The organism is Nonomuraea sp. NPDC049695 (assembly GCF_040674955.1).
Classification (GTDB): Bacteria; Actinomycetota; Actinomycetes; order Streptosporangiales; family Streptosporangiaceae; genus Nonomuraea; species Nonomuraea helvata.
Window position 1 is genome coordinate 25,182 of sequence record NZ_JBFANV010000076.1, and the last position, 25,182, is coordinate 50,363.

At 72.8% G+C, this 25,182-nt stretch carries 8 protein-coding genes; 5 read left to right on the forward strand and 3 right to left on the reverse strand.

The genetic code is table 11. From position 1 onward, the window contains the following. Positions 1 to 102 precede the first annotated feature (102 nt). The 3 genes from AB0J64_RS42950 to AB0J64_RS42960 are packed head-to-tail and all read right to left on the reverse strand — an operon-like array spanning position 103 to position 13,963. Positions 103 to 1,068 (reverse strand): pyridoxal-phosphate dependent enzyme, encoded by a 966-nt coding sequence (locus AB0J64_RS42950; protein ID WP_364041173.1) that lies wholly within the window; start codon positions 1,066 to 1,068, stop codon positions 103 to 105. After that, positions 1,065 to 9,266, reverse strand: a complete 8,202-nt coding sequence (locus tag AB0J64_RS42955) for an amino acid adenylation domain-containing protein (RefSeq protein ID WP_364041175.1) — start codon at positions 9,264 to 9,266, stop codon at positions 1,065 to 1,067. Before AB0J64_RS42955 ends, AB0J64_RS42950 begins: the two co-directional genes overlap by 4 nt. Then, positions 9,263 to 13,963 (reverse strand): amino acid adenylation domain-containing protein, encoded by a 4,701-nt coding sequence (locus AB0J64_RS42960; protein WP_364041177.1) that lies wholly within the window; start codon positions 13,961 to 13,963, stop codon positions 9,263 to 9,265. The genes AB0J64_RS42955 and AB0J64_RS42960 overlap by 4 nt, the downstream gene beginning before the upstream one ends. Positions 13,964 to 14,651: 688 nt before the next feature. On the opposite strand from AB0J64_RS42960, the gene AB0J64_RS42965 reads away from it, so the two are divergent. From AB0J64_RS42965 to AB0J64_RS42985, 5 genes are all read left to right on the forward strand, one after another. Then, entirely contained in the window at positions 14,652 to 14,933 is a 282-nt protein-coding gene (locus AB0J64_RS42965) for a hypothetical protein (protein WP_364041179.1), read from the forward strand. 183 nt (positions 14,934 to 15,116) lie between these two features. Next, on the forward strand, positions 15,117 to 16,754 hold the full coding sequence (locus AB0J64_RS42970; RefSeq protein WP_364041181.1) for a hypothetical protein: 1,638 nt from the start codon (positions 15,117 to 15,119) through the stop codon (positions 16,752 to 16,754). A 4-nt stretch (positions 16,755 to 16,758) separates the two neighbouring features. Continuing rightward, positions 16,759 to 17,160, forward strand: a complete 402-nt coding sequence (locus AB0J64_RS42975) for a transposase (protein WP_364041183.1) — start codon at positions 16,759 to 16,761, stop codon at positions 17,158 to 17,160. Positions 17,161 to 17,261: 101 nt separating this feature from the next. Further along, positions 17,262 to 20,162 (forward strand): AMP-binding protein, encoded by a 2,901-nt coding sequence (locus AB0J64_RS42980; protein ID WP_364041185.1) that lies wholly within the window; start codon positions 17,262 to 17,264, stop codon positions 20,160 to 20,162. Further along, positions 20,159 to 25,182, forward strand: a 5,024-nt coding sequence (locus AB0J64_RS42985) for an SDR family NAD(P)-dependent oxidoreductase (RefSeq protein WP_364041187.1), incomplete at its 3' end; no start/stop codon positions are given. The genes AB0J64_RS42980 and AB0J64_RS42985, both read left to right, overlap by 4 nt.

Consider the following 25,182-nt stretch of genomic DNA (forward strand, 5'->3'; position numbering starts at 1 on the left):
TGTTCGGCGGCTGAGGCCTCCTGCGCGAGCCCCCTCAGGGAGCCCCGTGGGTGAGGCGGCCGAACACCGCGACGGCGCTGAACGTGCCGGCCCTGAACGAGGTCAGGGTTCGCCGACGAGTGAGCACTGCTTCGAGGCGCCGGGGCGGAGCGCCGCGTTGCCGCCGGACAGGACGGCCACCACCGGCCCGGCCGGCAGCGCGTCGCGGTGGGCGAGCCAGGCCGCGGTGGCCACCGCGCCGCTGGGCTCGGCGTGCTCACCCAACTCCCGCCAGAGCAGGTCGGCGGCGGCCTCGATGCCGTCCTCCGTCACGGTCACCATGTCGTCCACGTACCGGCGGATGTGCTCCCAGGCCAGGGCGCCCAGGACCGGGGCCCGCAGGCCGTCGGCCCGGGTGCGGTACGTCCGCTCGACCGGCCAGGCAGTGCGCCTGCCGGAGCGGAAGCTGGCCACGCCGTCGGCGGCCAGCTCGGGCTCCACGCCGATCACTCTGATCGCCGGGTCGGCGGCCTTGGCCGCGACCGCGATCCCGGCCAGCAGGCCGCCGTTGCAGACGGGCACCAGGATCGTCCGGACGCCGGGCAGGTCCTCAGTGATCTCGGACCCGGTGCTGCCGTGCCCGGCGACGACGTCGAAGTCGTCGGAGCGGACCACCGTGGCCCCCAGCCGGTCCGCCAGGGCCAGGCAGGTGACCTCCCGCAGCGCCGGCGGCACGATGACCACCTCGGCGCCCAGCTCGCGGGCGGCCACGACCTTCAGCTCCGGCGCGGTGTCGGGCAGGACCACGGTCGCGCGTAGGCCATGCCGGGCGGCGGCGTACGCGATGGCCTGGGCGTGGTTGCCCGACGACTGCGCGATGACGTGCCCGACACCGCGCTCGGCCAGCCGTCCGACGGCGTTCACCGCGCCCCGCACCTTGAACGAGCGGGTCGGCTGCCGGTTCTCGGCCTTGACCCAGAGCTGTTCCCCGGACGAGGACGAGGGCAGGGACAGCAGTGGCGTGCGCTCGACGAACGGCGCGATCCGGGCCGAGGCGGCGGCCACGTCCGCCATCGTGACGAGGCTCATCCGGCCAGCACCTTGTCCTGGATGGCGTCGAGGTCGGCCTCGGCCTCGGACGGCGGCGCGGCGTCGGGCACCAGGTCCTCCAGGTGGTGCAGGGTGCGGTAACGCAGCCCGAGCACCCCCCAGACCACCATGAGCACCCCGCTGACCAGCAACACCAGCGCGGCGCCCCGGCCGGGTCCGGAGGTGTGCTGCTGGGCCAGGTCGGCGAGGGGGCCGGCGGTCAGGAAGCCCAGCGGCTGCATGGCCGCGGCCAGCATGAGGTTGACGGCCAGCACCCGGCCCTGGAGCTCCGGTCCCACCTTGACCTGGATGATCGAGAGCCAGTGTGCGTTGGTGACGCTCATGCAGGCCAGCCGGAGGAACAAGGCGGACGCGATCAGCCACACCGCCGGCCAGGCACCCATCAACACCATGCTGAGCCCCGACCCGATCACGAAGCCGACCATTCCGGTGGCCCGGCGCCGGGTCCCGCCCCACACCAGCACCACCGCGGTGCCCACGGCCGCGCCGAGGCCGCCGGCCGCGGTCACCACGCCCAGGCTGGTCTCGGAGCCGATGGCCAGCACGACCGGCGTGATCAGTACCCACATCAGCGCGGTGCCGAAGTTGACCACCGAGAAGTAGGCCGCCATCACCAGCAAGGGCCGGCGCCGGAGGATGAACCGCCAGCCGCCGGTCAGCGCCCTCCGGAACGTCTCCTCCTGCCGGTGGAACAGCCGGTCGGGGAACCGGACCGCCAGCAGGGTCACCACTCCCACGGCGAACGTGGCCACGTCGATGGCCACCACCGCGTCCAGCCCCAACATGCCGATCAGTGCGCCGCCGGCGAGCGGGGCCACCACGGTCCCGACGCCGAATCCCAGGTTGGCCAGGGCGTTGGCCTGTGGCAGGTACGGCTTGGGCACCAGTTGGGCGATCGCGGCCAGGTAGGCGGGCTGTTGGAAGGCGGTGACCAGTGAGGTGACGCCGACGATGAGACACACGTTCCACAACGCCAACTGGTCGGTGGTCAGCAGCACGACCAACGCCGCCATGGCGAGCCCGGAGATCGCGTCGCAGGCCAGCATGATCTTGCGCCGGTCCACCCGGTCGGCCACGGCGCCGCCCAGCGGCGTGAGCAGCACGGCCGGGATCTGGGCCAGCATCACGATCAGAGCCAGGTCCATGATCCGGCCGCTGCTCTGGTAGGCCCAGACTCCGAGGGCGAACGAGCTCAGCGCCGTGCCCACCGCCGAGACGAACTGCCCGCCCGCGACGGTGTAGAAGGGGCGCAGACCGGTCCGTTCGGCCGGGCGCACCGGCTCGGGCAGCCGCCCGGACGCCCAGCGCCTCAGGTGCTCGGTCACCAGGGCGGCCAGCGGCTCGGCCTGGTGCCGCAGGAAGTAGTGGCCGGCGCGGGGCAGCACGGCCACCTCCGCGCGGGGCGCGAAGACTCCCCACTCGGCGTACCGCTCCTCGTACAGCTCGGTGGTCCGGTCCCGCTCGCCCACCACGCACAGCAGCGGAGCACGCAGCGGCGGCCCGTCGGCGGCCAGCTCGCGGCCGAACCACTCCCGCGCCTCCGTGGCATCGTGGCGCATCGCCCGCACCGCGGCCCGCTGAGCTGCCTCCCCCATGTCGTCCAACAGGCCGCCGGTGGCGCGCAGCGCGTCGAGGAACATCCGGTCGGAGACCCAACGGTCACCGCGGAAGAGCCGCTGTGCCAGGCCGGGGAGCCGGGCGTTGGGGAAGCTGGCGGCCGCGATCACGCCCAGGATCGGCACGCCGTCGGCCTCCAGCCTGCGGGCCAGGGCCACCGCCGGGGCGGAGCCCACGCAGTGGCCGTAGATCGCGATCGGGCCGGAAGCCGTGCCGGCCACCTCTGCGGCGAGAGCGTCCACCAGCTCGTCGAGCGGCATCGGCGACTCGTCCGGCCGGGCCGGGTCGTGGCCCGGCAGCTCCACCGCCAGCACCTCCACCCGCTCGCCGAGGGCACGGGCCAGCGGCTGGTAGACCGCCGCGGATCCGCCGCCGTACGGCACGCACACCAGGGTGAACTCGCTGGTACGGCCGCCGCCCAGCCGGTGCAGCAGTGTGCCGCCACCGTCCAGGGACGTGCGGTCCAGGAACGCGGCCAGCTCGGTGACCGTGGGCCGGGTGAACAGGTCGATGACCCGCAGCCCGTGGCCGATCTCCTTGACCGCGCGCACCGCGGCGAAGGAGTCGCCGCCGAGGGCGAAGAAGTCGTCGTGCGCCCCGACCTCGGCCACGTCCAGGACCCGGGACCACACCCCGGCCACCAGCTCCTCCGCGGGCGTGGTGAGCGGCACGAACGTGGCGGTCTCCGGCTGGGGCTCGGGCAGGGCGGCTCGGTCCACCTTCCCGTTCGGGTTGAGCGGGAGCCGGTCGAGGACGACGATCTGGGCGGGGACCATGTAGTCGGGCAGCCGCTCTCGCAGCGCGGACCGCACCGCCGACGTGTCCACGGTGGACGGTGTCACCCAGGCGGCGAGCTGGCGGGCCTTGCCTTCGCCCACGGGCAGCACCACGGCCTCGGCGATCTGGGGCAGGGCGCGCAGCGCGGTGACGACCTCGCCCAGCTCGACCCGGTAGCCGCGCACCTTGACCTGGTCGTCCACCCGGCCGCGGAACTCCACCTGCCCACCGGGTGTGACCCGGAGCAGGTCACCGCTGCGGTAGCAGCGCCCCTGTCCGGTCAGAGGGTCGGGCACGAATCGCTCCGCGGTCAGCTCCGGCAGGCCTATGTAGCCGCGGGTGACCCCCCGGCCGCCGACCACCAGCTCGCCGGGGACGCCGACCGGCACCGGGCGCATGCTCGCGTCCACGAGGTGCCCGTACACGCCCGGCAGCGGACGGCCCAGCGGCACGATCCCGGTCCGATGCTCGACGGGGATCTCCTCGGTGTCGCAGACCAGGCAGATCATCGTGGATTCGGTGTGCCCGTAGTGGCTCTGGATCCGCAGTCCCGGCCGCGCGGCGCGGGCCCGCTCGACCAGGTCCCACGGGCATGCCTCCCCGGCGAGGATCAGCAGCTTGTCCGGCAGGACCGCGGTCAGGTCGCCGCCGGAGGCGAGCAGTTCCAGATGGCTGGGCACGCACTTGACCACGTCGATGTGGTGCGCGCTCAGGTAGCCGGCGAACGCGGAGGGATCCATCGCGGTCTCCCTCGGCACCAGGTGAACCACTCCGCCCGTGGTCAGGGCGCCGAACACGCAGGTGAGACCGAAGTCGGCGGCGGGGGTGGAGACCACCGCGTACGACCCGCCGGGCACGTCGATCCTCGGCAGCATGCCGCTCAGGTAACTCATCACGCTGCGGTGCTCGGCGGCCACGGCCTTGGGCGTGCCGGTGGACCCGGAGGTGAAGATCACGTGGTGCAGGTGTTCGGGCCGCACGTCGGTCTCCGGCCGGGTGTCCGGCAGGGAGGGGAGCCGGTCGAGCGTCAGCACCTGGTGATCCGGCCCGATGAGGCCGGCGAACTCGGTGGTCGTCACCACGGCCCGCACCCCGGCGGCGTCGAGCATGGCGGCGATCCGCGCGGCCGGATAGGCCGGGTCCATGGGCAGGTAGCCGCCGCCCGACTTCTGGATCCCGAACAGGGCGCAGGCCAGGTCGGCGCCCGGCTCAAGGAGCACGCCGACGGGCTGGTCGGCGCCCACCCCGGCGGCCAGCAGCCAGTGCGCGATCCGGTTGGCGTCGCTCTCCAGCTCCGCGTACGTCAGGCCGCGGTCCGCGCCCACGACGGCGGGGGCGTCGGGGGTGGCGTCCACCCACCGCTCGATCAGCCGGTGCACCGGGCCGTCCGCCTCGGCCGGCAGGGGTTCCCCTGCCAGGATGGGGCCGGTGACCGGCTCCAGCGGCACGGCGCCCACGGGCGCGGCCAGGTCGGCCAGCATCCCGTCCAGCAGCGTCAGGTACCACCGGATGAGGCGGTCGGCGGTGGGCGCCTCGAACAGGTCGGTGCGGTAGGAGAGCCCGCCGCGCAGCGGCCGTCCGGGCCCACTGTCGATCACGTGCCAGTTCAGGTCGAACTTCGCGGTGTGTTCGGTCAGGGGGACTTCGGTCGCCTGCAGGCCGGGCCACTCCGCCCAGCCCGGGTCAGGGTAGTAGTTCAGCATCACCTGGAACAGCGGGGTCGCGGACAGGTTCCGCTCCGGCCGCAGCCGGTCCACCACCCGATCGAACGGCGCGCCGGCGTGCGAGAAGGCGCCGAGCGCGGCCTCCCTGACCCGGCCCAACAGCTCGTGGCCCGTCGGGTCGCCGCCCAGTTCTGTGCGGACCACCACGGTGTTGAGGAAGCAGCCGACCACACCCTCGGTGTCGGGGTGGTCCCGGCCGGCGACCGGCACGCCGACCGCGATGTCGGTGCCGGCCGACAGCCGGGCCAGCAGCGTCTGCAGGGCCGCCAGCAGCACGATGAACGGCGTCGCCCGGTAGGCGGTGGCCACCGCTCGTACCCGGTCGCTCAGCTCGGCCGGCAGCTCCAGGTGCACCGAGGCGCCGCCCGGGTCGGCCACCGCGGGGCGCGGCCGGTCCGTGGGCAGGTCCAGGACCGGAGGCAGGCCGCTCAGGTGCCCGGCCCACCAGTCCAGGTCGTCCAGGGCGGGAACCGGGGCCACCTCGGCATACTGGGCCGGGGGCGGCTCCGGTGACGGGCGCAGGCCCAGCCGGGCGGCGTACAGGGCGGACAGGTCCGACAGCAGCAGGCCGCGGGTCCAGGCGTCGGTGGCGATGTGGTGGAAGGTGAGCGAGAGCACGTGCTCCTGCTCGCCGGCCACGAGCAGCACCGCCCTCATGGGCGGCTCCCGGTCCAGTGCGAACGGCGTGGCCAGGTGCGCGGCCACCGCGCTCTCGAAGTCCGACGGTGCGGCGTCCACCACGGACACCGGGACCTCCGTGGCCGGCCGTACCCGCAGGACCGGCTCGGGACCGGAGTCGTCGATCACGCTGCGCAGCACTGTGTGCCGCTCGGCCAGGTCACGGACCGCGCCCAGCAGCGCCTCCCGCTGGAGCGGGCCGCGCAGCCGCAGCGGCAGCGGCACGTTGTACGCGCTGCTCTCCGGCTCCAGTTGCGCCAGGAACCACAGCCGCGCCTGCGTGCCGGACAGCTTGGCCGGCCCGTCGGGCCGTTCCCGTCGTGTCACGGTCGCCTCGGCGAGGCGAGGTAAGGCGGCGGCCAGGTCGGCGAGCACCGGATGCTCGAACAGCAGCCGCACCGGGATCGGCGCGCCCACCCGCTCCCGCAGCCGGCCGATCACGCGGGTCGCGGCGAAGGAGTGGCCGCCCAGGGCGAAGAAGTCGTCGTCCGCCCACACCTCCGCCAGCTCCAGCACCTCGGCCCAGACCTCGGCGACCAGGTGCTCCTGCGGCGTGCCCAGCGGCACCCGCACCGCCGGGCCGGCCTCGGGGACGGGCAGCGCCGCCCGGTCCACCTTGCCGTTCGGGGTGAGCGGCAGCGCGTCGAGCGCGGCGATCGCGGGCGGCACCATGTAGTCGGGCAGCCGCTCCCGCAGTGCGGCCCGCACCCGGGCCGTGTCCACGGTGGAGGGTGTCACCCAGGCGGCCAGGCGCCGCTGCGCACCGGCGCCGACCGGCTGCACGAAAGCCTCCGATACCTCCGGAAGGCCCCGCAGCGCCGCGACGACCTCGCCGAGCTCCACCCGGAACCCACGCACCTTCACCTGGTCGTCGAGCCGCCCCAGGAACTCCACCAGCCCGTCCGGGCTCACTCGCACCCGGTCCCCGGTGCGGTACCAGCCGTCCACGAACCGCTGCGCGGTCAGGTCGGGCCGGCCCAGATAACCGCGGGACAGGCTCGGGCCGCCGATCCACAGCTCGCCCGGCACGCCGGCCGGCAGGGGTCTACCGGCGGGGTCCACCACCCGGAGTCTCGCGTTGGCCAGCGGGCGGCCCAGTGGCGCCACACCGGGTGCGACCTCCGTCATGTCGCAGGTCATCACCGCCACGGTCGTCTCGGCGGGCCCGTAATGGATCTGCGCCGTCAGGTCCGGCCGCGCGGTCCGTACCCGCTCCGCCAGATCCGCCGGTACGGCCTCACCGGCCAGGATCAGCAGCTTCCGGGGCAGAGCGTCCATTCCCAGCAGTTCCAGCTGACTGGGCACCATCTTGACCACGTCCACCGGATGCGCGGCCAGATAGGCGGCGAACGCCGCCGGGTCGGTGGCCGTCTCGTGGTCGATCAGGTGCAAGGTGGCGCCCGACGTCAGCGCGCACAGCACGGGGGTCAGCCCCAGGTCGGCCGCGGAGGTGGACACCAGGGCATAGGAGCCCATACCCGGGGGGATCCGCTCGCCGACCGCGCCCAGGTAGTGCGTGATGTGCCGGTGCTCGACCGCGACGCCCTTGGGCTCGCCGGTGGAGCCCGAGGTGTAGATCACGTACGCCAGGTGGTCCGGCTGGACGGTCACGTCCGTGCGGTGCTCCGGCTCGGCCGCGGCGGCGGCGATCTCGGCCTCGGTGAGCACGGTCCGGACGCCGGCGGCGGTCACGACTGCCTCGATCCGCCGCGCCGGGTACACCGGATCCAGCGGCAGATAGGCCGCACCGGCCTTGAGCACCCCCAGCAGGGCGACGGCCAACTCCGGCCGCCGCTCCAGCAGAACGCCGACGGGCTCCTGCGGCTGGACCCCGCGGGCCAGCAGCCAGTGCGCCACCTGGTTGGCCCGCCGGTCCAGCTCCGCGTACGTGAGCCCGGGACAGCCGGGAGAGGCGACCGCCACCGTGTCCGGGGCGGCGTCGGCCGCCCGCTCGACCAGGACGTGCAGCGGCACGTCCGTCGCGAGGTCCCTGGCCGGGCCGAGCAGGTCGGGGCCCGCGGGCAACCGGACCGGCGCGCCCGGATCGGCGAGCATCCCGTCGAGCAGCACCAGGTACCACTCCACCAGCCGCCCGGCGGTGGCCTCGTCGTACAGGTCCGTCCGGTAGCGCAGCTCCCCGGCGAAGCGGGTCCCCTCGTCGGCGAGCGTGAGGTTGAGGTCGAACTTGGCCGTCGGCGAGGGCAGCGGCTCGGGCCGCACCTCCACGCCGGGCAGGCTCAACGGCGCGATCGCGTCGTACACGTTCAGCATCACCTGGAACAGCGGGGTGACCGACAGGCTCCGCTCCGGGTGCAGCCGCTCCACGATCTGCTCGAACGGTGTCCTGGCGTGCGCGAAGGCGTCCAGCGCTGTCGTGCGGGCCCGGTCGAGCAGCTCGGCGCCGGTGGGATCGCCCGAGGTGTCGGTGCGCATCACCAGGGTGTTGACGAAGAAGCCCACCACGCGCTCGGCGTCGGGGTGGTGGCGGCCGACGTGCGGCACGCCGACGGCGATGTCGTCGCAGCCCGACAGACGGCTCAGCAGTGCCTGCAGCCCGGCCAGGAAGACCATGAACGGCGTCGCGCCCGCCACCGCGCGCACCTTCGCGGACAGGGACTCGGGTACCTCGACCGGGATCGTGGCCCCCTCCCACGCGGAGACGGCCGGGCGGGGCCGGGCCGCGGGAAGGTCCAGCACCGGCGGCAGGCCGGCCAGGCGCCGGGTCCACCAGTCGAGGTCGGCGTCCGCCCGCCCGGCTTCTTGCCGGTCCGCCTCCCAGGCGGCCACGTCCGCGTACTGCAGGGCCGGTGGCTCCGGCGACGGGGCCAGGCCGAGCCGGGCGGCGTACAGAGCCGCGAACTCCTCCAACAGCAGCCGTTCCGACCAGGCGTCGGTGGCGATGTGGTGCAACGTCAGCGCGAGCACCCACTCGTCGCCGCCGAGCCGGAAGAGCGCGGCCCGCATGGGCGGCTCGGCGTCCAGCCGGAACGGCCGCCAGGCGTGGGCGGCGAGCTCCCCGGCCAGCGACTCGGGCTCCACGTCCACCACGGGGACCGGTACGGGTCCTGCCGGGCGCACCCTGCCTCCGTCGATGACGCCGCGCAGAATCCAGTGCCGCTCGGCCAGGTCGGCGAGCGCGCCGGTGAGGGCGGCGGCGTCCACCGCGCCGGTCAGCCGCAGCGCCAGCGGCACGTTGTAGGCGGGGCTGTCCGGTTCGAGCTGCGCCAGGAACCACATCCGCTCCTGGGCCGGCGCCAGCGGCATGTCCGGCGCGGACAACGCCGGGATGGCGGAGGCGCCGGGAGCCTCGGCCGCGGCACGGGCCGCGGCGAAGCGGGACCGGACCAGTTCGGCGATCCGGTCCTGACTGACCTCGGTCATACGTCGTTTCCGCCCATCAGCTCGGCGATCAGTAGTTCTTCCAGTCCGGCGGCGAAGTCGGAGAGCACCGGCCGCTCGAACATCAATCGCACCGGGACCTCCAGCCCCAGCGTCTCCCTGAGCCGACTGGCCACGCGGGTCGCGGCGAAGGAGTGTCCGCCCAGGGCGAAGAAGTCGTCGTCGGCCCAGACGGTCTGCCGCTCCAGCACGGCGGCCCAGACGGTGGCCACCAGTTGCTCGGGCTCGGTGGCGGGCGCGATCCGCTCGGCCTCCGGGACCTCGGCCGGCTCGGTCAGCGCCGACCGGTCCACCTTGCCGTTGGACAGGGTGGGGAGGGCCGCCAGCGCGACCCACCGCCGGGGCACCATGTGGCCGGGCAGCCGCGACCGGAGGTGCCTCTCGATCGCCGACACGTCCGCCGTCGCCGGCGTGACATGGCCGACCAGGTGCGCCTGCTCGCCGGAGCCGGCGACGGTCACCGCCCCGTCGGCCACCTCGCGCAGCACCGCCTCGATCTCGCCCAGCTCGATCCGGTATCCGCGGACCTTCACCTGGTGGTCCCTGCGGCCGTGGGGCTCCAGCGTCCCGTCCGGCCGCCACCGGACCAGGTCCCCGGTCCGGTAACACCGGCCGCCGGAGACGAAGGGATCGTCGACGAACGCGGTCGCGGTCAGGTCCGGCCTGCCCCGGTAGCCCCGGGTCACGCCGGCGCCGCCCAGCAGCAGCTCGCCGATCGCGCCGGGCGGCACCAGTCGCAGCTCGGAGTCGACCACGTAGGCCCGTTCCCCCGGCATCGGCAGCCCGATCGGCACCGGGCCGGACTCGTGCGCGCGGACCCGGTGCTGGATCGAGGCGACCGTGGCCTCGGTGGGGCCGTAGGCGTTCCACAGCTCGCGGACCCGGGGCAGGATCTGCCCGGCCAGGCCCGCGTCGAGGGCCTCGCCGCCGATGATGGCCAGCAGTGCCGGGTCGCCGGCCCAGCCCGCGGCCAGGAGCATCCGGTACGTGGTGGGCACCAGTTCGATCACCGTGGCCTTGCTGGCAGCGATCCGCTCGGCCAGCGCGTGCCCGTCCACGGCCGTGGCCCGGTCCACCACCACGCAGGTGCCGCCGACGCTCAGGATGCTCCATAGCTCTGACGCGGAGATGTCGAAGGTCAGGGGCCCCACGACCGGCTGTACGTCCCGGGAGCCCAGGCCCAGCTCGGACGCCAGCCCGGCCACGTAGGCGGCCAGGTTGCCGTGGGTGACCTCCACGCCCTTGGGCTTGCCTGTGGAGCCCGAGGTGTAGAGCACGTAGGCCAGATCCTCTGCCCGTACGGCCGGCAGTTCCGTCAGGCCGTCGCGGGTGGCCGCCAGGTCGTCAGCGTCCAGTGTGGTGACGCCGGGCACGGTGGCGACACCGTGCCGGGTGAGCACCACACGCGCCCCGGCGTCCTCGGCGAGCCAGCGCAGCCGCTCGGTCGGGTGCTCCGGATCCAGCGGCAGATACGCCGCACCGGCACGCCACACCGCCAGCAGGGCCGCGGGCATCAGGTGATCCCGCGGCAGGCAGACCCCGACCACCTCGCCTGGCGCCACCCCGTGTCCCAGCAGCGCCGCCGCCACTCGGCCGGACCAGTCGTCAAGTTCGGCATAGCTGAGCGAGGTTCCGTCCGGGCCGACCACGGCCGTCCCGTCGGTGCGGGCTTCCAGCGCCTCCGGCACCGTCGGGAAAGCCTCCGGCAGCTCCGGCCCGGCCGCGGCGGCCAGCAGGGCGGCGCGTTCGTCCGGGGTGACCAGCTCGAACGCCGACAGCGGCCGGTCCGGGTCGACCAGCGCGCACCGCAGCAGCCACATCAGCCGCTCCAGGTAGGCCTCGGCGCGCGACGGATCGAGGTGAGCGGTGGCGTACTCCAGCTGCAGTTCGGAGCCGTCCACCGTCCGGTTGACCCGCACGCTGAGCTCGTGGACCGAGGCACCCGAGCCCAGGTCGGTGAGCAGCTCCAGGTTGCCCAGACGTACGGGCACCTCGGCGTGCTGCATGGCCAGCAGCACGGGGGCGCGGGGCAGGTCGGCGGGCGGCACTTCCTGATGGACCAGTGCCCGCGTGGTCGCAGTCGCGGCCTGCCGGACCAGGTCCCGGAAGGTCAGCGTGCCGGCCGGCCGAAGCCGTGCCGGTACCGTGTCCACCAGCGGGCCGATGACCTCGGTCAACTCCGGCCGGGCCCGCCGCGCCGCGACCACCCCGACCAGCGTGTCAGGCTCGCCGCTTGCCAGGGCCAGAGCGGCCAGGTACACCGCGTACGGGGTGGCGCCGCAGTCCCGGGCCAGCGTGGCCACGCCTGTCACGAACTCCTCGGGCAGCGGCCGGATCGCCCTGCCCGAGGTCAGCTCCGCGGGCACGGGGCCCGCCACCGGCGCGCCGGCCAGTTCGGCCCTCCAGAACTCCCGCAGTCGCGCCACATCAGGCTGTTGCCGCTGCTGCACGGCCACATCGCCGATCTGGACCGCCGGCTCGGCCACCGGCTCGCCGGCCAGTTCGGCGGCCAGCTCACCCATCAGGACCCCGACCGAGCCACCGTCGAAGGCCATGTGGTCCACCACGACCACCAGCTCGGCCTCCGCGTCGCCGAGCCAGCACAGGCCGGCCCGCACCAGCGGCACCTCGCTCGTCACGTCGAACACGTGCGCTGCCGCGGCCCTGGCCACCTTCTCCGGGTCCTCTCCCACGGCGTGCTCGACCAGGGGCACGACGGCCGGCGGATGCACCACGGCGTACGGCACGCCGTCCTCGTCGACGGCCACGGTGCTGCGCAGCACCTCGTGCCGGCGCACGACCGCATTCAGTGCCGAGCTCAACGGCGCGGCGTCGGGGAGGTCGCGCACGCGTAACCGGATTCCCAGCGTGGTGACCGGGCTGCCAGGGTGGAGCCGCCTCAAGGTCCAGAACTCGCGCTGCATGTCGGTGAGCGGATGCCGGGTCCGGCCACCTTGCCGTACCAGCTCGGGCCCGGCCTGGCGTAACCGGGTGGCCAGGCCCGCCGCGGTGGGAGCGGTCAGGAAGGCCGCCAGCGGCACGGTATGCCCCACCCTGCGGGACAGCTCGGTGACCACCCTGGCCGCGGCCAGGGAGTGCCCTCCCAGGTCGGTGAATTGATCGTGCACGCCGACCTGCGGCAGGCCGAGAACGTCGCCGATCACCTCGGCCGCCAGGCGCTCGTCGTCGGTGCGGGGCGCGACCATGGCCGCACCGGCCGACCGGAAGGCACCGAGCCTGGGCAGGGCCGCGCGGTCCACCTTGCCGTTGGGGGCGAGAGGAAGCTCCTCGGTCACGCCGATCCGGGTCGGCACCAGATGATCGGGCAGGCGGGCGCGCAGCCAGTCGCGTAGCTCCGGCTCCCCCACTCCGGAGGCCGCCACGTGGCCGGCCAAGTAGGCGACGCCGTCGTCGTCGCTCTCGGCCAGCACGGTGGCCCGGCGCACCGCGGGATGGCGGGCCAGCGCGGCCTCCACCTCGCCCAGCTCCACGCGGTAGCCGCGGATCTTGACCTGGTCGTCGGCCCGGCCGGCGAAGCGCAGCTCGCCCTCCACCCGGCGGACCAGGTCGCCGCTGCGGTAGACCCGGGAGCCGTCCGGCTCGGTGCGGAACGCCGACGACTCACGGCCCAGGTAGCCGCGCGTCACCACCGGGCCGCCGATCCACAGCTCTCCCGTCTCCCCGTCGGCGACGGGGTTGCCGGCAGTGTCGCGCACCGAGAACGTCGCGCCGGCGATCGGCTCGCCCAAGGGCGGCTCGCCCTCGTGGTCGCGGCCGATCTCGGCGGCGGCGCAGGTGGTGGTGCACTCGGTCGGGCCGTACAGGTTGAACACCCGGTGGACCCCCGGGTTGGCGTAGATCCGCCGCACCAGGGCGGCGGTCAGCGGCTCGCCGCCGCAGAGCACCGCGCGGACCCCTGCCGGCAGCGGCTCGCGCAGCAGTACCGCCAGCGCGGACGGGACCCCGTTGACCGCGGTGACCTCGTCCCGGGCCGGCAGGCTCGGCAGCGCCAGCAGGTTGTCGGCGAGGATCACGGTCCCGCCGGCGACCAGGGGCAGGAAGAGCTGGCTGATCGACGCGTCGAAGCAGACCGAGGCGGCGGCCAGCATGCCTGCCAGCTCCTCGGCGGTGTACGCCGCCGCCTCCCAGCGCAGCAGGTTGAGGGTGTTGCGGTGCTCCACGACCACGCCCTTGGGCGTACCGGTGGAGCCGGAGGTGTAGATGACGTACGCCGGGTCGTTCGGATCCCCGGGCACAGGCTGGAACCCGTCCCCCGGGATCACGTCCTCGAGGAGGACGGGCTCGGCGCCGGTCAGAGCGGCGATCTCGCGCAGCGCGGCTGAGGTGAGCACCACGTTCACGCCGGAGTCCTCCGCCATGAACCGCAACCGCTCGGCCGGGTAGGCGGGGTCCAGCGGCACGTAAGCCGCGCCCGCCTTCCACACCCCGATCAGCGAGGGGATCAGCCACTCGTCGCGGCTGAGACACACGCCGACGAGCCCGCCGCGTCCGACGCCGAGTGCGGCGAGGGTGCGGGCGATGTCGTCGGCTCTGCGGTCCAGCTCGGCATAGGTGAGCCGGCTGGTGCCCGCTACGACGGCGGTCCGTTCGGGGGTAGTCCTACTTTGGACCGCTATCGCTTCGTGGACGCGACTTACCGCGTCGAACGTCTCGGTCATGTCGACCGCTCCGTGCTGGCCATCAACGTTCTGCCTCAAGTGTTTGCGCGTGTCAGCCCATAAGTCACCACTTATGGACCTACTGACTGACTTGTCGGGTAAACCCTACTGATCGACCCTGGGCACCGAAGGCGCCTTGATCACGTTTTTGTCCCGTTCTGCGCACTTTTCGCATGTGCAGGTGACGTGGGGTGCCGGAAGCCGCTCATTCCGTAATCGCCCGGGTGGCCGCTCGTGGCCGTAGGACTTATTTCTCCGGCGCTTTTCGCGGAATCCCTGTCCGGCGAAACAGAGGGCGGGAAATGTGCTGATCCTGTGGTTCCCTTGGCCGCGTGCGTGGTGATCCCCCGGATCTCGTTCCGCTCGCCCCGGCGGTCGGATTCGGCGTCTCGGGTCACCGACAGAGATCATTCTCGGGGCGAGGAGCGTCGGTTTCGTCGGCGGATGCGTGTTCGGCGCGTACATCACGCCGCCCATCGCCTGGGCACCGATCGACGCAGACGCCATGCAGCCCTCGTCGCGTTGGTGATCGTCCTGGTGACGGCCCTGCTGCGGAAGCTCCTTCCGCCATCCTGGGCGCCGTGGTGCGTTCCTACGTGCGGCGGCAGCCGGCCAAGGTGGTGAACGCGGTGGGCGGCACAATAGCCGGGGTGCTCCCGTTCTCGTCATTTTCTGAATGGTGGGCAGCGTGCTGGTCGTCAGCTCATTCATAGCGGTCGTGGAAACAGATTCGCGGCTCATTGTCATCGGCACGGTGAACGGCGCCATGCCGGACGGCATGAGGGCCCGGCATAAACCGTTCAAGAAATTCATCGACCGGCCCGAATTCCCGCCCGTGCTCGACGCCATCCGGGGCGACGTCGTGGACGCGGAGCCACCCGGCCCGGCGGTGCTCGCCGGCGCCGGGCTCCCGCAGGCGCGTCCCGGTGCCGTACGTTCCGAACGCAAGACGGGTTCGTCCCGCACGTGAACCTCGCCTATGCCCACATCAGTGGGATGCCGCTTGCACCGATCCGGGACGTACGCGCCCGCCACGCAGCTGCGATGGCAGTACTTGATCACGGTTTGGCGTCGCGCGATCGGCCGATCTTGACGTTAAAGCACCCATAAGACGTTATTAGAACATCAGTTCGCATCCATGCAGGAGGTCCTCGTGCGCCACCCACTGCCTCGCCGATTAGCCGCTCACTGCGGCGCCGCCGGCCTGATCACCGGCCTGCTCACTGTCGCGGCCCCCGCCGCCTCGGCGGCCGACACCACGACCGACCTCGGGGTGACCTTCGACTCCTACACCGCCGACCTGGCCGTCGGCGGCGGCCGGGTGTTCGTCCCCGCCGACGACCGGATCATCGTGGCTGACACCGGCGGAAACCTCACCGGCGGCGTCGTCACCGGCCTGTCCGGCGTCCGCGAGCTGGCCATGAACGCGGACGACACCCGCCTGTACGCGGCGCTCACCGGCTCGAACGAGGTGGCCGAGATCGACACCGCGAGCCTCGCGGTCACCCGGCGGATCGACCTGTCGGCCTACCCGTGCCCGTCCACCCTGGCATTGCTGGGCGAGCGGCTGTGGGTGGGGCACGGGTGCGACAACGGCCCTGGCGGCGTCGTCGGCCTGGATCTGAGCGCGGCCACACCGGCGCCGGTGGCGGTCGGGGGCGAGCACCTGCGCGCTCCCGTGCTCGCGGCCGCCGGCGACACGCTCGTGGTCGGCCGGACCAGCCTGCACCACGCCGACATGCTGATCTACGACGTCGGCGGCGGCACCCCGGAGCTGCGCGGCACGATCGACGGCGAGGTGTGGCGCATGGACTACCTGCGCGACCTCGCCCTGACCTCCGACGGCACCACCCTGTTCTCCGCGGCCGACACCCCCGGTCACTTCACCAGGTACGACACCAGGACCCTGGCGGCGACCGGCACCTACGGCGACGGCTGGGACGGGTATCCGTCGGCCGTGGCGCTCGGCTGGGGCGGCGCCTACGTCGCCGCGGGACGCCAATGGGGCAGCACCGACCTCACGCTCTACGACGCCGCGACCGGCGCGACGATGTTCGCGGCCGACCAGCCGGACGCCGAACTGCTCCCGGACGGCGTCGCGTTCTCCGGCCCGGACGTCTTCGTGCTGCTGCGGAGCTCCACGAACCGGCTGCTGCTGTGGCGGGTGACGGGCGTCGCGCTGCCGGCATCCAATCTGACGGTGACGGCCCCGGCGCGCGCGTATGTCGGCTCGCCGGTCACCGTCGAGGGACGGCTCACCCGCACTGACGGCAAGACGCTCGAGCTCAAGCCGCTCGCGGTGACCCGGCGCCTGCTCGACGGAACGAAAGAACCGATCGCCGGCGTGACGACGCAGAAGAACGGCACGTTCACTTTCGAGGACACACCGCCGGACATCGGTGAGGTGACCTACTTGGTGTTCTGGGACGGCGACGACCGCTACCGCCGGAGCAGCGCCTCCGTCACCGTGACGGTCAGGCACAGATCCACTCTCACCATGGACGGACCGCAGTCAGGCGTCGTCGGCACGGCCATGGAGCTGACCGGCGTGCTGATGGCGGGTGGCAAGCCGCCCTCCCCGGGAGCCACGCTCACCGTGCAGCGCAGCGTGTACGTCGACAACGTCAGCGATGGAAGCGTCACGCTCCCGCCGGTGAGCGTGAACGCCGACGGCACGTACACGTTCACCGACACGCCCGCCATCGCCGGCAGGTACAGCTACCTCGCGTTGTGGTCAGGGGAGGCCACGGCCGGGCCGGCCAAGGCCACCCATCAGATCATCGTCGAGTGACCCGATGGCCGTGCCCGGCCATCGGACCGGGCACGGCCGTCAGCCCTTCATCCCACCTTCCGGCCTGCTCCGAGGAGCCTCCGGCTCCGGAGCGCGCAGAGCACAGTGGCCGCCGCCTCACCCTGCACCCAGGAGCGATCCGGAAACCCTCGACGCCGCCCGCACCGAACAGACCGCCCCCGCCTGGCACGACCGCCACGCCCTCCGATGCGGCATCGAGGCCGCCATCCACCAAGCCGTCACCGTCACCGTCACCGGCCTACGCCGCGCCCGCTATCGCGGCATCAAGAAAGTCCACCTCGAACACATCGTCTCCGCCATCGCGGTCAACCCTTATCTCGAACCGACGACTCCGGCGAAATCCCTGCGTAAACCCGGTGGAAAGAGGGCGACTTATCGAGCGTGACCGTAGGCCGACCGGCTCCGACCTTAGGGGCGGCTAGGGGTACATCTGGGGCGGAGCCCCGGCTTAGCCTGAACTCCGCCGCCTGAGGGAGATCGTCGATTATGTGGAATAACCGGCCGAGATACAACGGGACATTCATCCACGACTTTCTCGACCAAAGCGCCGCAGGGTTTCCCGAGTCGCCAGCGGTGAGGGACTCCACCGGGATCTGGACCTATCACGAACTGGATACGTTCAGCCACGCGGTGGACCACTGGCTGGACGGGTACGGCGTCGGCCCGGGCGCGCGAGTGGTGGTGCAGGCCCCCACCGACCGCCGGTTGGCCGCGCTGTTCTTCGGCGTCTCCCGCCGTGGTGCCGTCTTCGTGCCGCTCAACCCGGCGATGAAGAGCTTTCACCTGCGTTCGGTGCTCGAGAACGCCGACCCCGCGCTGGTGATCGTCGAATCCGCCGGCGGGAAACCCGACGCCGTGCGCGCCCTCACCGGCGCAGCGGTCCACGACTTCGAAACGGCCTGGGACGAGGTGACCGAGCTCGCGAGCCGAGGGGCGCGCGTGGCCGTACCGAGTGAGATCAACCCTGCGGACCTGGCCGCGCTGGTGTACACCTCCGGCAGTACGGCAGAGCCGAAAGCGGTGATCTGCCCCCACGCCCAGGTCTGCTTCGCCACCGTGGCGCTCGTCGAGGCGCTCGGCTACGGCCCGGACGACGTGGTCTTCTGCCGTTTCCCGATGTCCTGGGACTACGGGCTGTACAAGCTGCTGATGACCTGCGCCGTGGGCGCCGAACTGGTCTTCGCCGACGCCGGCGCCGACCTGCGGCTGGTCGACCAGCTCCGGAAGACCCGGGCGACCGTGGTACCGATCGTGCCCTCGCTGGCCAACATGATCATCGCCTCGGCGCAGCGGCAGAGTGAGCCCACCACCGGGGTGCGGTTGTTCACCAACACCGGCGCGGCGCTGCCCGCCGCCACCATCGACGCGCTGCGGACCCACTTCCCCGGCGCCCGGGTGGTCCGCCAGTTCGGGCAGACCGAGTGCAAGCGCATCTCCGTCATGCCTCCAGAGGAGGAGCGGGAGCGCCCGGACTCCGTCGGACGGCCGCTGGCCGGCACCGCCGTACACATCCTCGATCCCGACGGGAACCCGGTGCCCACCGGGACGACCGGGGAGATCGTGGTGACCGGCCCGCACGTGATGCCGGGGTACTGGCGCAACCCCGAGGTGACCGCGAAGACCTTCCGCCGCGACCCGCGGACCGGGGAGACGCGCCTGCACACCGGTGACTACGGCCACCTCGACGAGGACGGATACCTCTACTTCGACGGCCGCAGGGACGACATGTTCAAACGCAAGGGCATCCGGATGAGCACCGTGGAGATCGAGGCGGCGGCGCTCGACATCGCCGGGGTCCGGGCGGCCGCCGCGCTGCCCCCGGAAGGCGAGCACGATCTCGCGATCTTCGTCGAGGCCGCCGACGGGGCGGAGCTGGAACCCCACGCCGTCCTCCGCGAGCTGGCCGCCCGGCTGGAGCCGGCCAAGGTGCCCGCGGTCTGCCAAGTGGTCCCGGAGATCCCGAAGTCCGCGCACGGCAAGTACGCCCGCGACCGGCTGCGCCACATGCACGCACAGGAAGCACGTCCGGCCGCGCCCTCTCCCCAGCGGACGCTCCCGGACTCAGCGCCCGAGGACACGACTAGGCAGGCGGAGCCCCACCGGAAGCCGCCGGGAATCCCCCGTGAGGAACTGGTCCGCCGGTTCGGGTCCCCGCTCTACGTGTACGACCTGGACCGGGTCACGGCGGCGTACCGGGACCTGGCCGACTTCCTGCCGGAAGGCACGGCGATCTACTACGCGCTCAAGGCCAACCCGCACCCGGACGTGGCCCGCGCGCTGCGTACGGCCCCGGGCGGCGGCTGCCGTGCGGAGATCAGCTCCACCGGGGAGCTGGCCGCCGCGCTGGCCGCCGGTTTCACCGGCGCGGACTGCATGTACACCGGGCCCGGCAAGACCGCGGGGGAACTGGCCGAGGCGCTCGCCGCCGGGGTGCGGCTGTTCTCCGTGGAGTCGCTCACCGACCTCGAACACGTCGGCGCCGCGGCCAGCGCGCACGGCACCGTCGCGAAATGCCTGCTGCGCGTGAACAGCGCCACCGCGGCCGCCGCCACCAGCATCCGGATGACCGGCACCCCCTCCCAGTTCGGCAACGACATGGAGGAGCTGCCCGCGCAGGTGGCCGCGATGCGCGCGATTGCGGGCACCCGGATCATCGGCGCTCACTTCTTCCCGCTCAGCAACGCCGCGGACGAGGAAAGCCTGCTCGGCGAGTTCCAGCACACCGTGACGGTCGCCGCGGAGGTGCAGCGCATCCTGGGCGAACCGCTCGAGCTGGTGGATCTCGGCGGTGGGTTCTCCGCGCCGTACGGCGTGCCCGGTACGCGGCCCGGCTACCCGAACCTGCGCAAAGGCCTGGAAGAGGCGCTGGACCAGCACCTGCCGCAGTGGCGGGACGGCCAGCCGGGCATCGCCTGCGAGTCCGGCCGGTACCTGGTGTCCGACTGTGGCGAACTGCACTGCACCGTGGTCAACGTCAAGGAAAGCCGGGGCCGCACCTTCGCCATCCTGGATGCGGGGATCAACGCGTTCGGTGGCATGTCCGGGCTCGGCCGGCTGCTCCCGACCCAGGTCAAGCCCGCGCCACCGAACGGCGGCACGCCGCACGCCGCCGCGCCCGGCCGCCGGGCCGCGCTGGCCGGGCCCTTGTGCACACCCGGCGACCTGCTCGCCCGCGAGGTCGAACTGCCCGACCCGGCCCCCGGCGATCTGGTGACCATCCCGCACGCGGGCGCCTACGGCCTCACCGCCAGCCTGTCCCTGTTCCTCGGCCGCCCCGCGCCCACCGAAGTGGTGATCCGCGGGGACGAGATCGTCTCCGTCTCCCAGCTGCAACGCCAACGGGTCTACGACTCGCTGCTGAACCCCGACGACCCCCGGAGCGCATGATGGCATTTCCAGGCGACCACGGCGGCCCTTCCGAGGCCGGGCTCGACGGCCTCGACGAGCTGCCCGCCGCGGAGCAGCGCCGGGTGCTCCTGGAACTGGTGCTCCGGGAGACCAGGGAGGCGCTGCTCGGAGTGGAGGGCGGCGAGCTGGCCGAGGTGACCTCCAGCCGGCCGTTCCGCGAGCTCGGCCTCGACTCGCTGGCCGCAGTGGAGCTGCACGACCGGCTGGTCGCCACCACCGGCGTGCCGCTGCCGATGACCCTGGCCTTCGACTTCCCCACGCCTGAGCTGGTCGCCGACTACGTCCGCGCCGCCGTACTCGGTCTGCCCGTGCCGGAGCCCGCGACGGGCCGCGCGGACGCCCTGGACGCCACGCCGGACGCCGACGTCGACCCGGTCGTCATCGTCGGCATCGGGTGCCGGTTCCCCGGCGGCGTCGACTCCGCCGAGGGACTGTGGCGCATCTTCGCCGAGGAACGCGAGGTGCTCGGCGACTTTCCCACCGACCGCGGCTGGGATCTGGAGAACCTCTTCGACCCGAACCCGGACGCCCCGGGGAAGAGCTACGTGAGTCGCGGCGGCTTTCTGCCCGACGCGACCGGATTCGACGCGGATTTCTTCGGCATCAACCCGCGCGAGGCGCTGGCCATGGACCCGCAGCAGCGGGTGGTGCTGGAAACCTGCTGGGCCGCGCTGGAGCACGCGGGCATCGACCCCACGTCGCTGCGCGACCAGCCCGTCGGCTCGTTCTTCGGCGCCGAGGTACACGAGTACGGCGTGCGCGTACACGAGGCGCCGGAAGGCCTGGACGGCTACCTGATGACCGGCAACGCGCCGAGTGTGGTCACCGGCCGGCTCGCCTATCTGCTCGGCCTGTCCGGACCGGCGATCACGGTGGACACCGCGTGCTCCGGCGCTATCGTCTCGCTCCACCTGGCCTGCGCCTCGCTACGCTCAGGCGAGTCCTCTCTGGCCTTGGTCGGCGGGGTGGCGGTGATGGGCAGCCCGGGCATGTTCACCGCGTTCAGCCGGCAGCGGGGGCTGGCCCCGGACGGCCGGGTGAAGGCGTTCGCCGATGCCGCGGACGGCACCGCGTTCTCCGAGGGTGTCGGCGTGCTGGTGGTGGAGCGGCTGTCGGAGGCGCGCCGCCACGGGCACCGGGTGCTGGCCGTGGTGCGCGGCACCGCGATCAACCAGGACGGCAAGTCGAACGGGCTGACCGCGCCGAGCGGTCCCGCACAGCGCCGACTCGTCCGGGACGCACTGGCGGCCGCCCGGCTGGAGGCCGCGGACGTGGACGCGGTCGACGCGCACGGCACCGGCACCGGGCTGGGGGACCCGATCGAGGCGCACGCGCTGCTGGCCACCTACGGCCAGGACCGGCAGTCGCCGCTGTGGCTGGGCTCGGCCAAGTCCAACCTGGGTCACACCCAGGCGGCCGGCGGCATTGCCAGTGTGATCAAGATGGTCATGGCGATGCGGCACGAGCTGTTGCCCAAGACGCTGCACGTGGACGCGCCGTCGTCGAAGGTGGACTGGTCCGGTGGCGCGGTGGAGCTGCTGACCGAGGCCCGGCGGTGGCCGCGGACCGAGGGCCGGCCGCGCCGGGCGGGGGTGTCGTCGTTCGGCATCTCCGGCACCAACGCTCATGTGATCTTGGAAGAGCCGCCCGTTGAGGAGCCGTCGGTCGTCGGTACCGCTGTGCCCTCTGTTGAGGAAGTGTTGGCCGGAACGGGGTCGGCAGAGCGGGACAGCATCACGGCCACAGCGGCCGAGGGCGACCCTGCGGCTGCACCGGTGCCTGTGCCCGTGGTGGTGTCGGCCAAGAGTGAGGCGGCGTTGCGGGCGCAGGCCGATCGGCTGGCCGGGTTCATGGCCGAGCACGACGACGCTGGTCCGGTGGAGGTGGCGGCCGGGCTGGCCCGCCGGGCCGCCCTGGAGCATCGGGCGGTGCTGCCGGCGGCGGACCGGGAGGGTCTGCTGGCCGGACTGCGGGCGCTGGCTGCCGGGGAGCTGGAGCCGTCCTTGGTGCAAGGTCGGGTGCGGCCGGGTCGGGTGGCGGTGCTGTTCTCCGGTCAGGGTGCCCAGCGCTCTGGGATGGGCCGGGAGTTGTATGCGGCCTTCCCGGTGTTCGCCCATGCCTTTGACGAGGCGTGTGCGCTGCTGGAAGCCGAACTCACCACAGACGTGGTGACCGACCTGGCCGGTGGGTTGAGCCTGCGGGAGATCATCCTCGGCGAGGCCGGTGGGGTGCTGGATCAGACAGTGTTCGCGCAGGCCGGGCTGTTCGCGGTGGAGACGGCGTTGTACCGACTCCTGGAATCGTTCGGGGTCCGGCCTGATTTTGTGGCCGGGCATTCGCTGGGTGAGATCACCGCGGCGCATGTGGCCGGGGTGCTGGAGCTGGCCGATGCGTGCCGGTTGGTGGCTGCTCGTGGCCGGTTGATGCAGGCGCTGCCCGCCGGAGGCGCGATGGCCGCGATCGGCTGCGGCGAGGATGCCCTCGCTCCGGTGCTGGCCGGATACGACCAGGTGGCCGTGGCCGCGGTCAACGCACCTGGCGCGGTGGTGATCTCGGGTGCGTCCGACCAGGTAGCCGAGGTCATCGACTGGGCGCGCCAGCACGGACATCGGACCCGGCAGCTGCGGGTGTCGCACGCCTTCCACTCGCCGTTGATGGAGCCGATGCTGGCCGAGTTCGAGCAGGTCGTGGCGGGGTTGACGCTGCGGCGTCCGGAGTTGGCGCTGGTGTCCAACGTCTCGGGAGAGCTGGCCGGCGAGGAGATCACCCAGCCCGGCTACTGGGTCGAGCACGTGCGGCGGCCGGTCCGCTTCGCCGACACCGTCACCACCCTGCGCGGGCACGGAGTCACCTGTTACATCGAGGCCGGCCCGGACGCCCAGCTCACCCCCATGATCGAGCAAACCCTCGCCCACCACACCGACAGAACCGGCGGTGTGGACGGCGACCACGCCGAGGTTCGCGGTGCCGATGGCGGCCGCGTGGACAGCTACGACGGCGGCCGCGGAGACGCAGAGCCTGCCTCGGTGGTAGCCCTGCTGCGCCGCGATCGGGGTGAGACCACCCAACTGGCGGCCGGGCTGGGCCGAGCCTGGACGTGTGGCATGGCCGTGGATTGGACCGCCTGGCCGACCGGGCCGGCCGGTGCCCGTACCAGTGATCTGGATTTGCCCACCTACGCCTTCCAGCATCGCCGCTACTGGCTGCAGTCGGCTCCGGCCGGTGACCCGGTCGCCCTTGGTCTGGGCGCCGCCGATCATCCGATCTTGGGTGCGGTGGTGGAGCAGCCTGACGGCGGCGCTATTCTGACCGGCCGGTTGTCGGCCGCCGGGCAGTCCTGGCTGGCCGATCATGCCATCAACGCCACTCCGATTCTGCCCGGCACCGCCTTCGTCGAGCTGGCCCTGCGTGCCGGTGACCAGGTCGGCTGCCCGGCCATCGACGAACTCACCCTGCAGGCCCCCCTGCCCATCCCCGACACCGACCATCACAGCACCGGCGACACCGGCGGCGGCGTCGCCGTACAGGTCACAGTCACCGCACCCGACGAAGACGGCCGGCGTCAGATCGGCATCCACTCCAAGGACGACCACGGGCACTGGACCCAGCACGCCACGGGCACCCTCACCCCCACCCCCACCATGCCCGCCGACCTGCGCCACGCCTGGCCCCCGCCGGACGCCGAACCGCTGGACACCACCGGCCTGTACGACCGCCTGGTCGACCAGGGCTACGGCTACGGGCCGGCCTTCCACGGTCTCACCCGCGCCTGGAAACACGGCGACGGCCTCTACGCCGAGGTGGCCCTGCCCGAAGAAGCCGGACAGACCACCCGATACGGCCTACATCCCGCCCTCTTCGACGCGACGACGCACGTGGTACTGCTGGCCGGGGAGAACGCCGGGGAGGGCGGCCCGCTCATCCCGTTCAACTGGCGTGGCGTCACCCTGCACGCCATCGGCGCGACCGCGCTGCGAGTACGGCTGCACCCGGAGCCGGATGGTGGGTTCCGGCTGGACCTGGCCGACCCCACGGGTCGGCCGGTGGCCACCGTGGAGACGGTGGCATCCCGGCCGGTGGCCGAGACGAATCCGTCGGCGCCGACCGCGGCATCGGTGGCGCGCTGGGTCACTGAGGTGGTGTGGCGACCGCTGACCGAGGCCTCCACCGCCGACAACGAGGGAGAGCCGGCGCTGCGTGACGGCACCGCCGTGGTGGACGCCACCGGCGGCGTCGGCGACGACCCCGGTGACCTGCCGGACAGGGTACGGCGCCACGTTGCGGCAGTGCTGGCGGAGCTTCAGGACCGGCTGGCCGAGGAGAACCCGCGCCCCGTGCTGGTGACCACCCGGGGCGCGGTGGCTGTGAGCGACGGAGAGACGCCGGACCCAGCGGGCGCGGCGGTCTGGGGACTGGTGCGCGCGGCCCAGCAGGAACACCCCGGCCGGATCACGCTGGTCGACCTGGAGCCGGTACGGGCGAGAGGACACGCCGCTGCTAATGATGAGACTGCCGCACAGCCGGACCTGAGCACCTTGCGAAGCCTGGCGCTGCCCGGCGACGAGCCAGAAGTGGCCATCCGCAGCGACCGGCCATGGGTACCCCGGCTGGAGCGGGCCCGCCTCGGCGAGGAGCCCATGGCGGCTTGGCCGACCGATGGGACCACGCTGATCACCGGCGGTACTGGTGGTCTGGGTGCGTTGGTGGCCCGGCATTTGGTGGCCGAGCATGGGGTGCGGCATCTGCTGCTGGTCTCGCGCCGGGGCCTGGACGCGCCCGGGGCGGCCGAGCTGCGCGACGAGCTGTCCGGGCAGGGGGCCGAGGTCACTGTCGCCGCCTGTGATGTGGCTGATCGGGATGCCCTGACCGTATTGCTGGAGCAGATCCCCGGCACTCGTCCTTTGCGTGCGGTGGTGCATGCGGCGGGGTTGGTGGATGACGGGGTGATCGCGTCGTTGTCGGCTGGGCGGGTGGAGGCGGTGCTGCGGCCGAAGGTGGA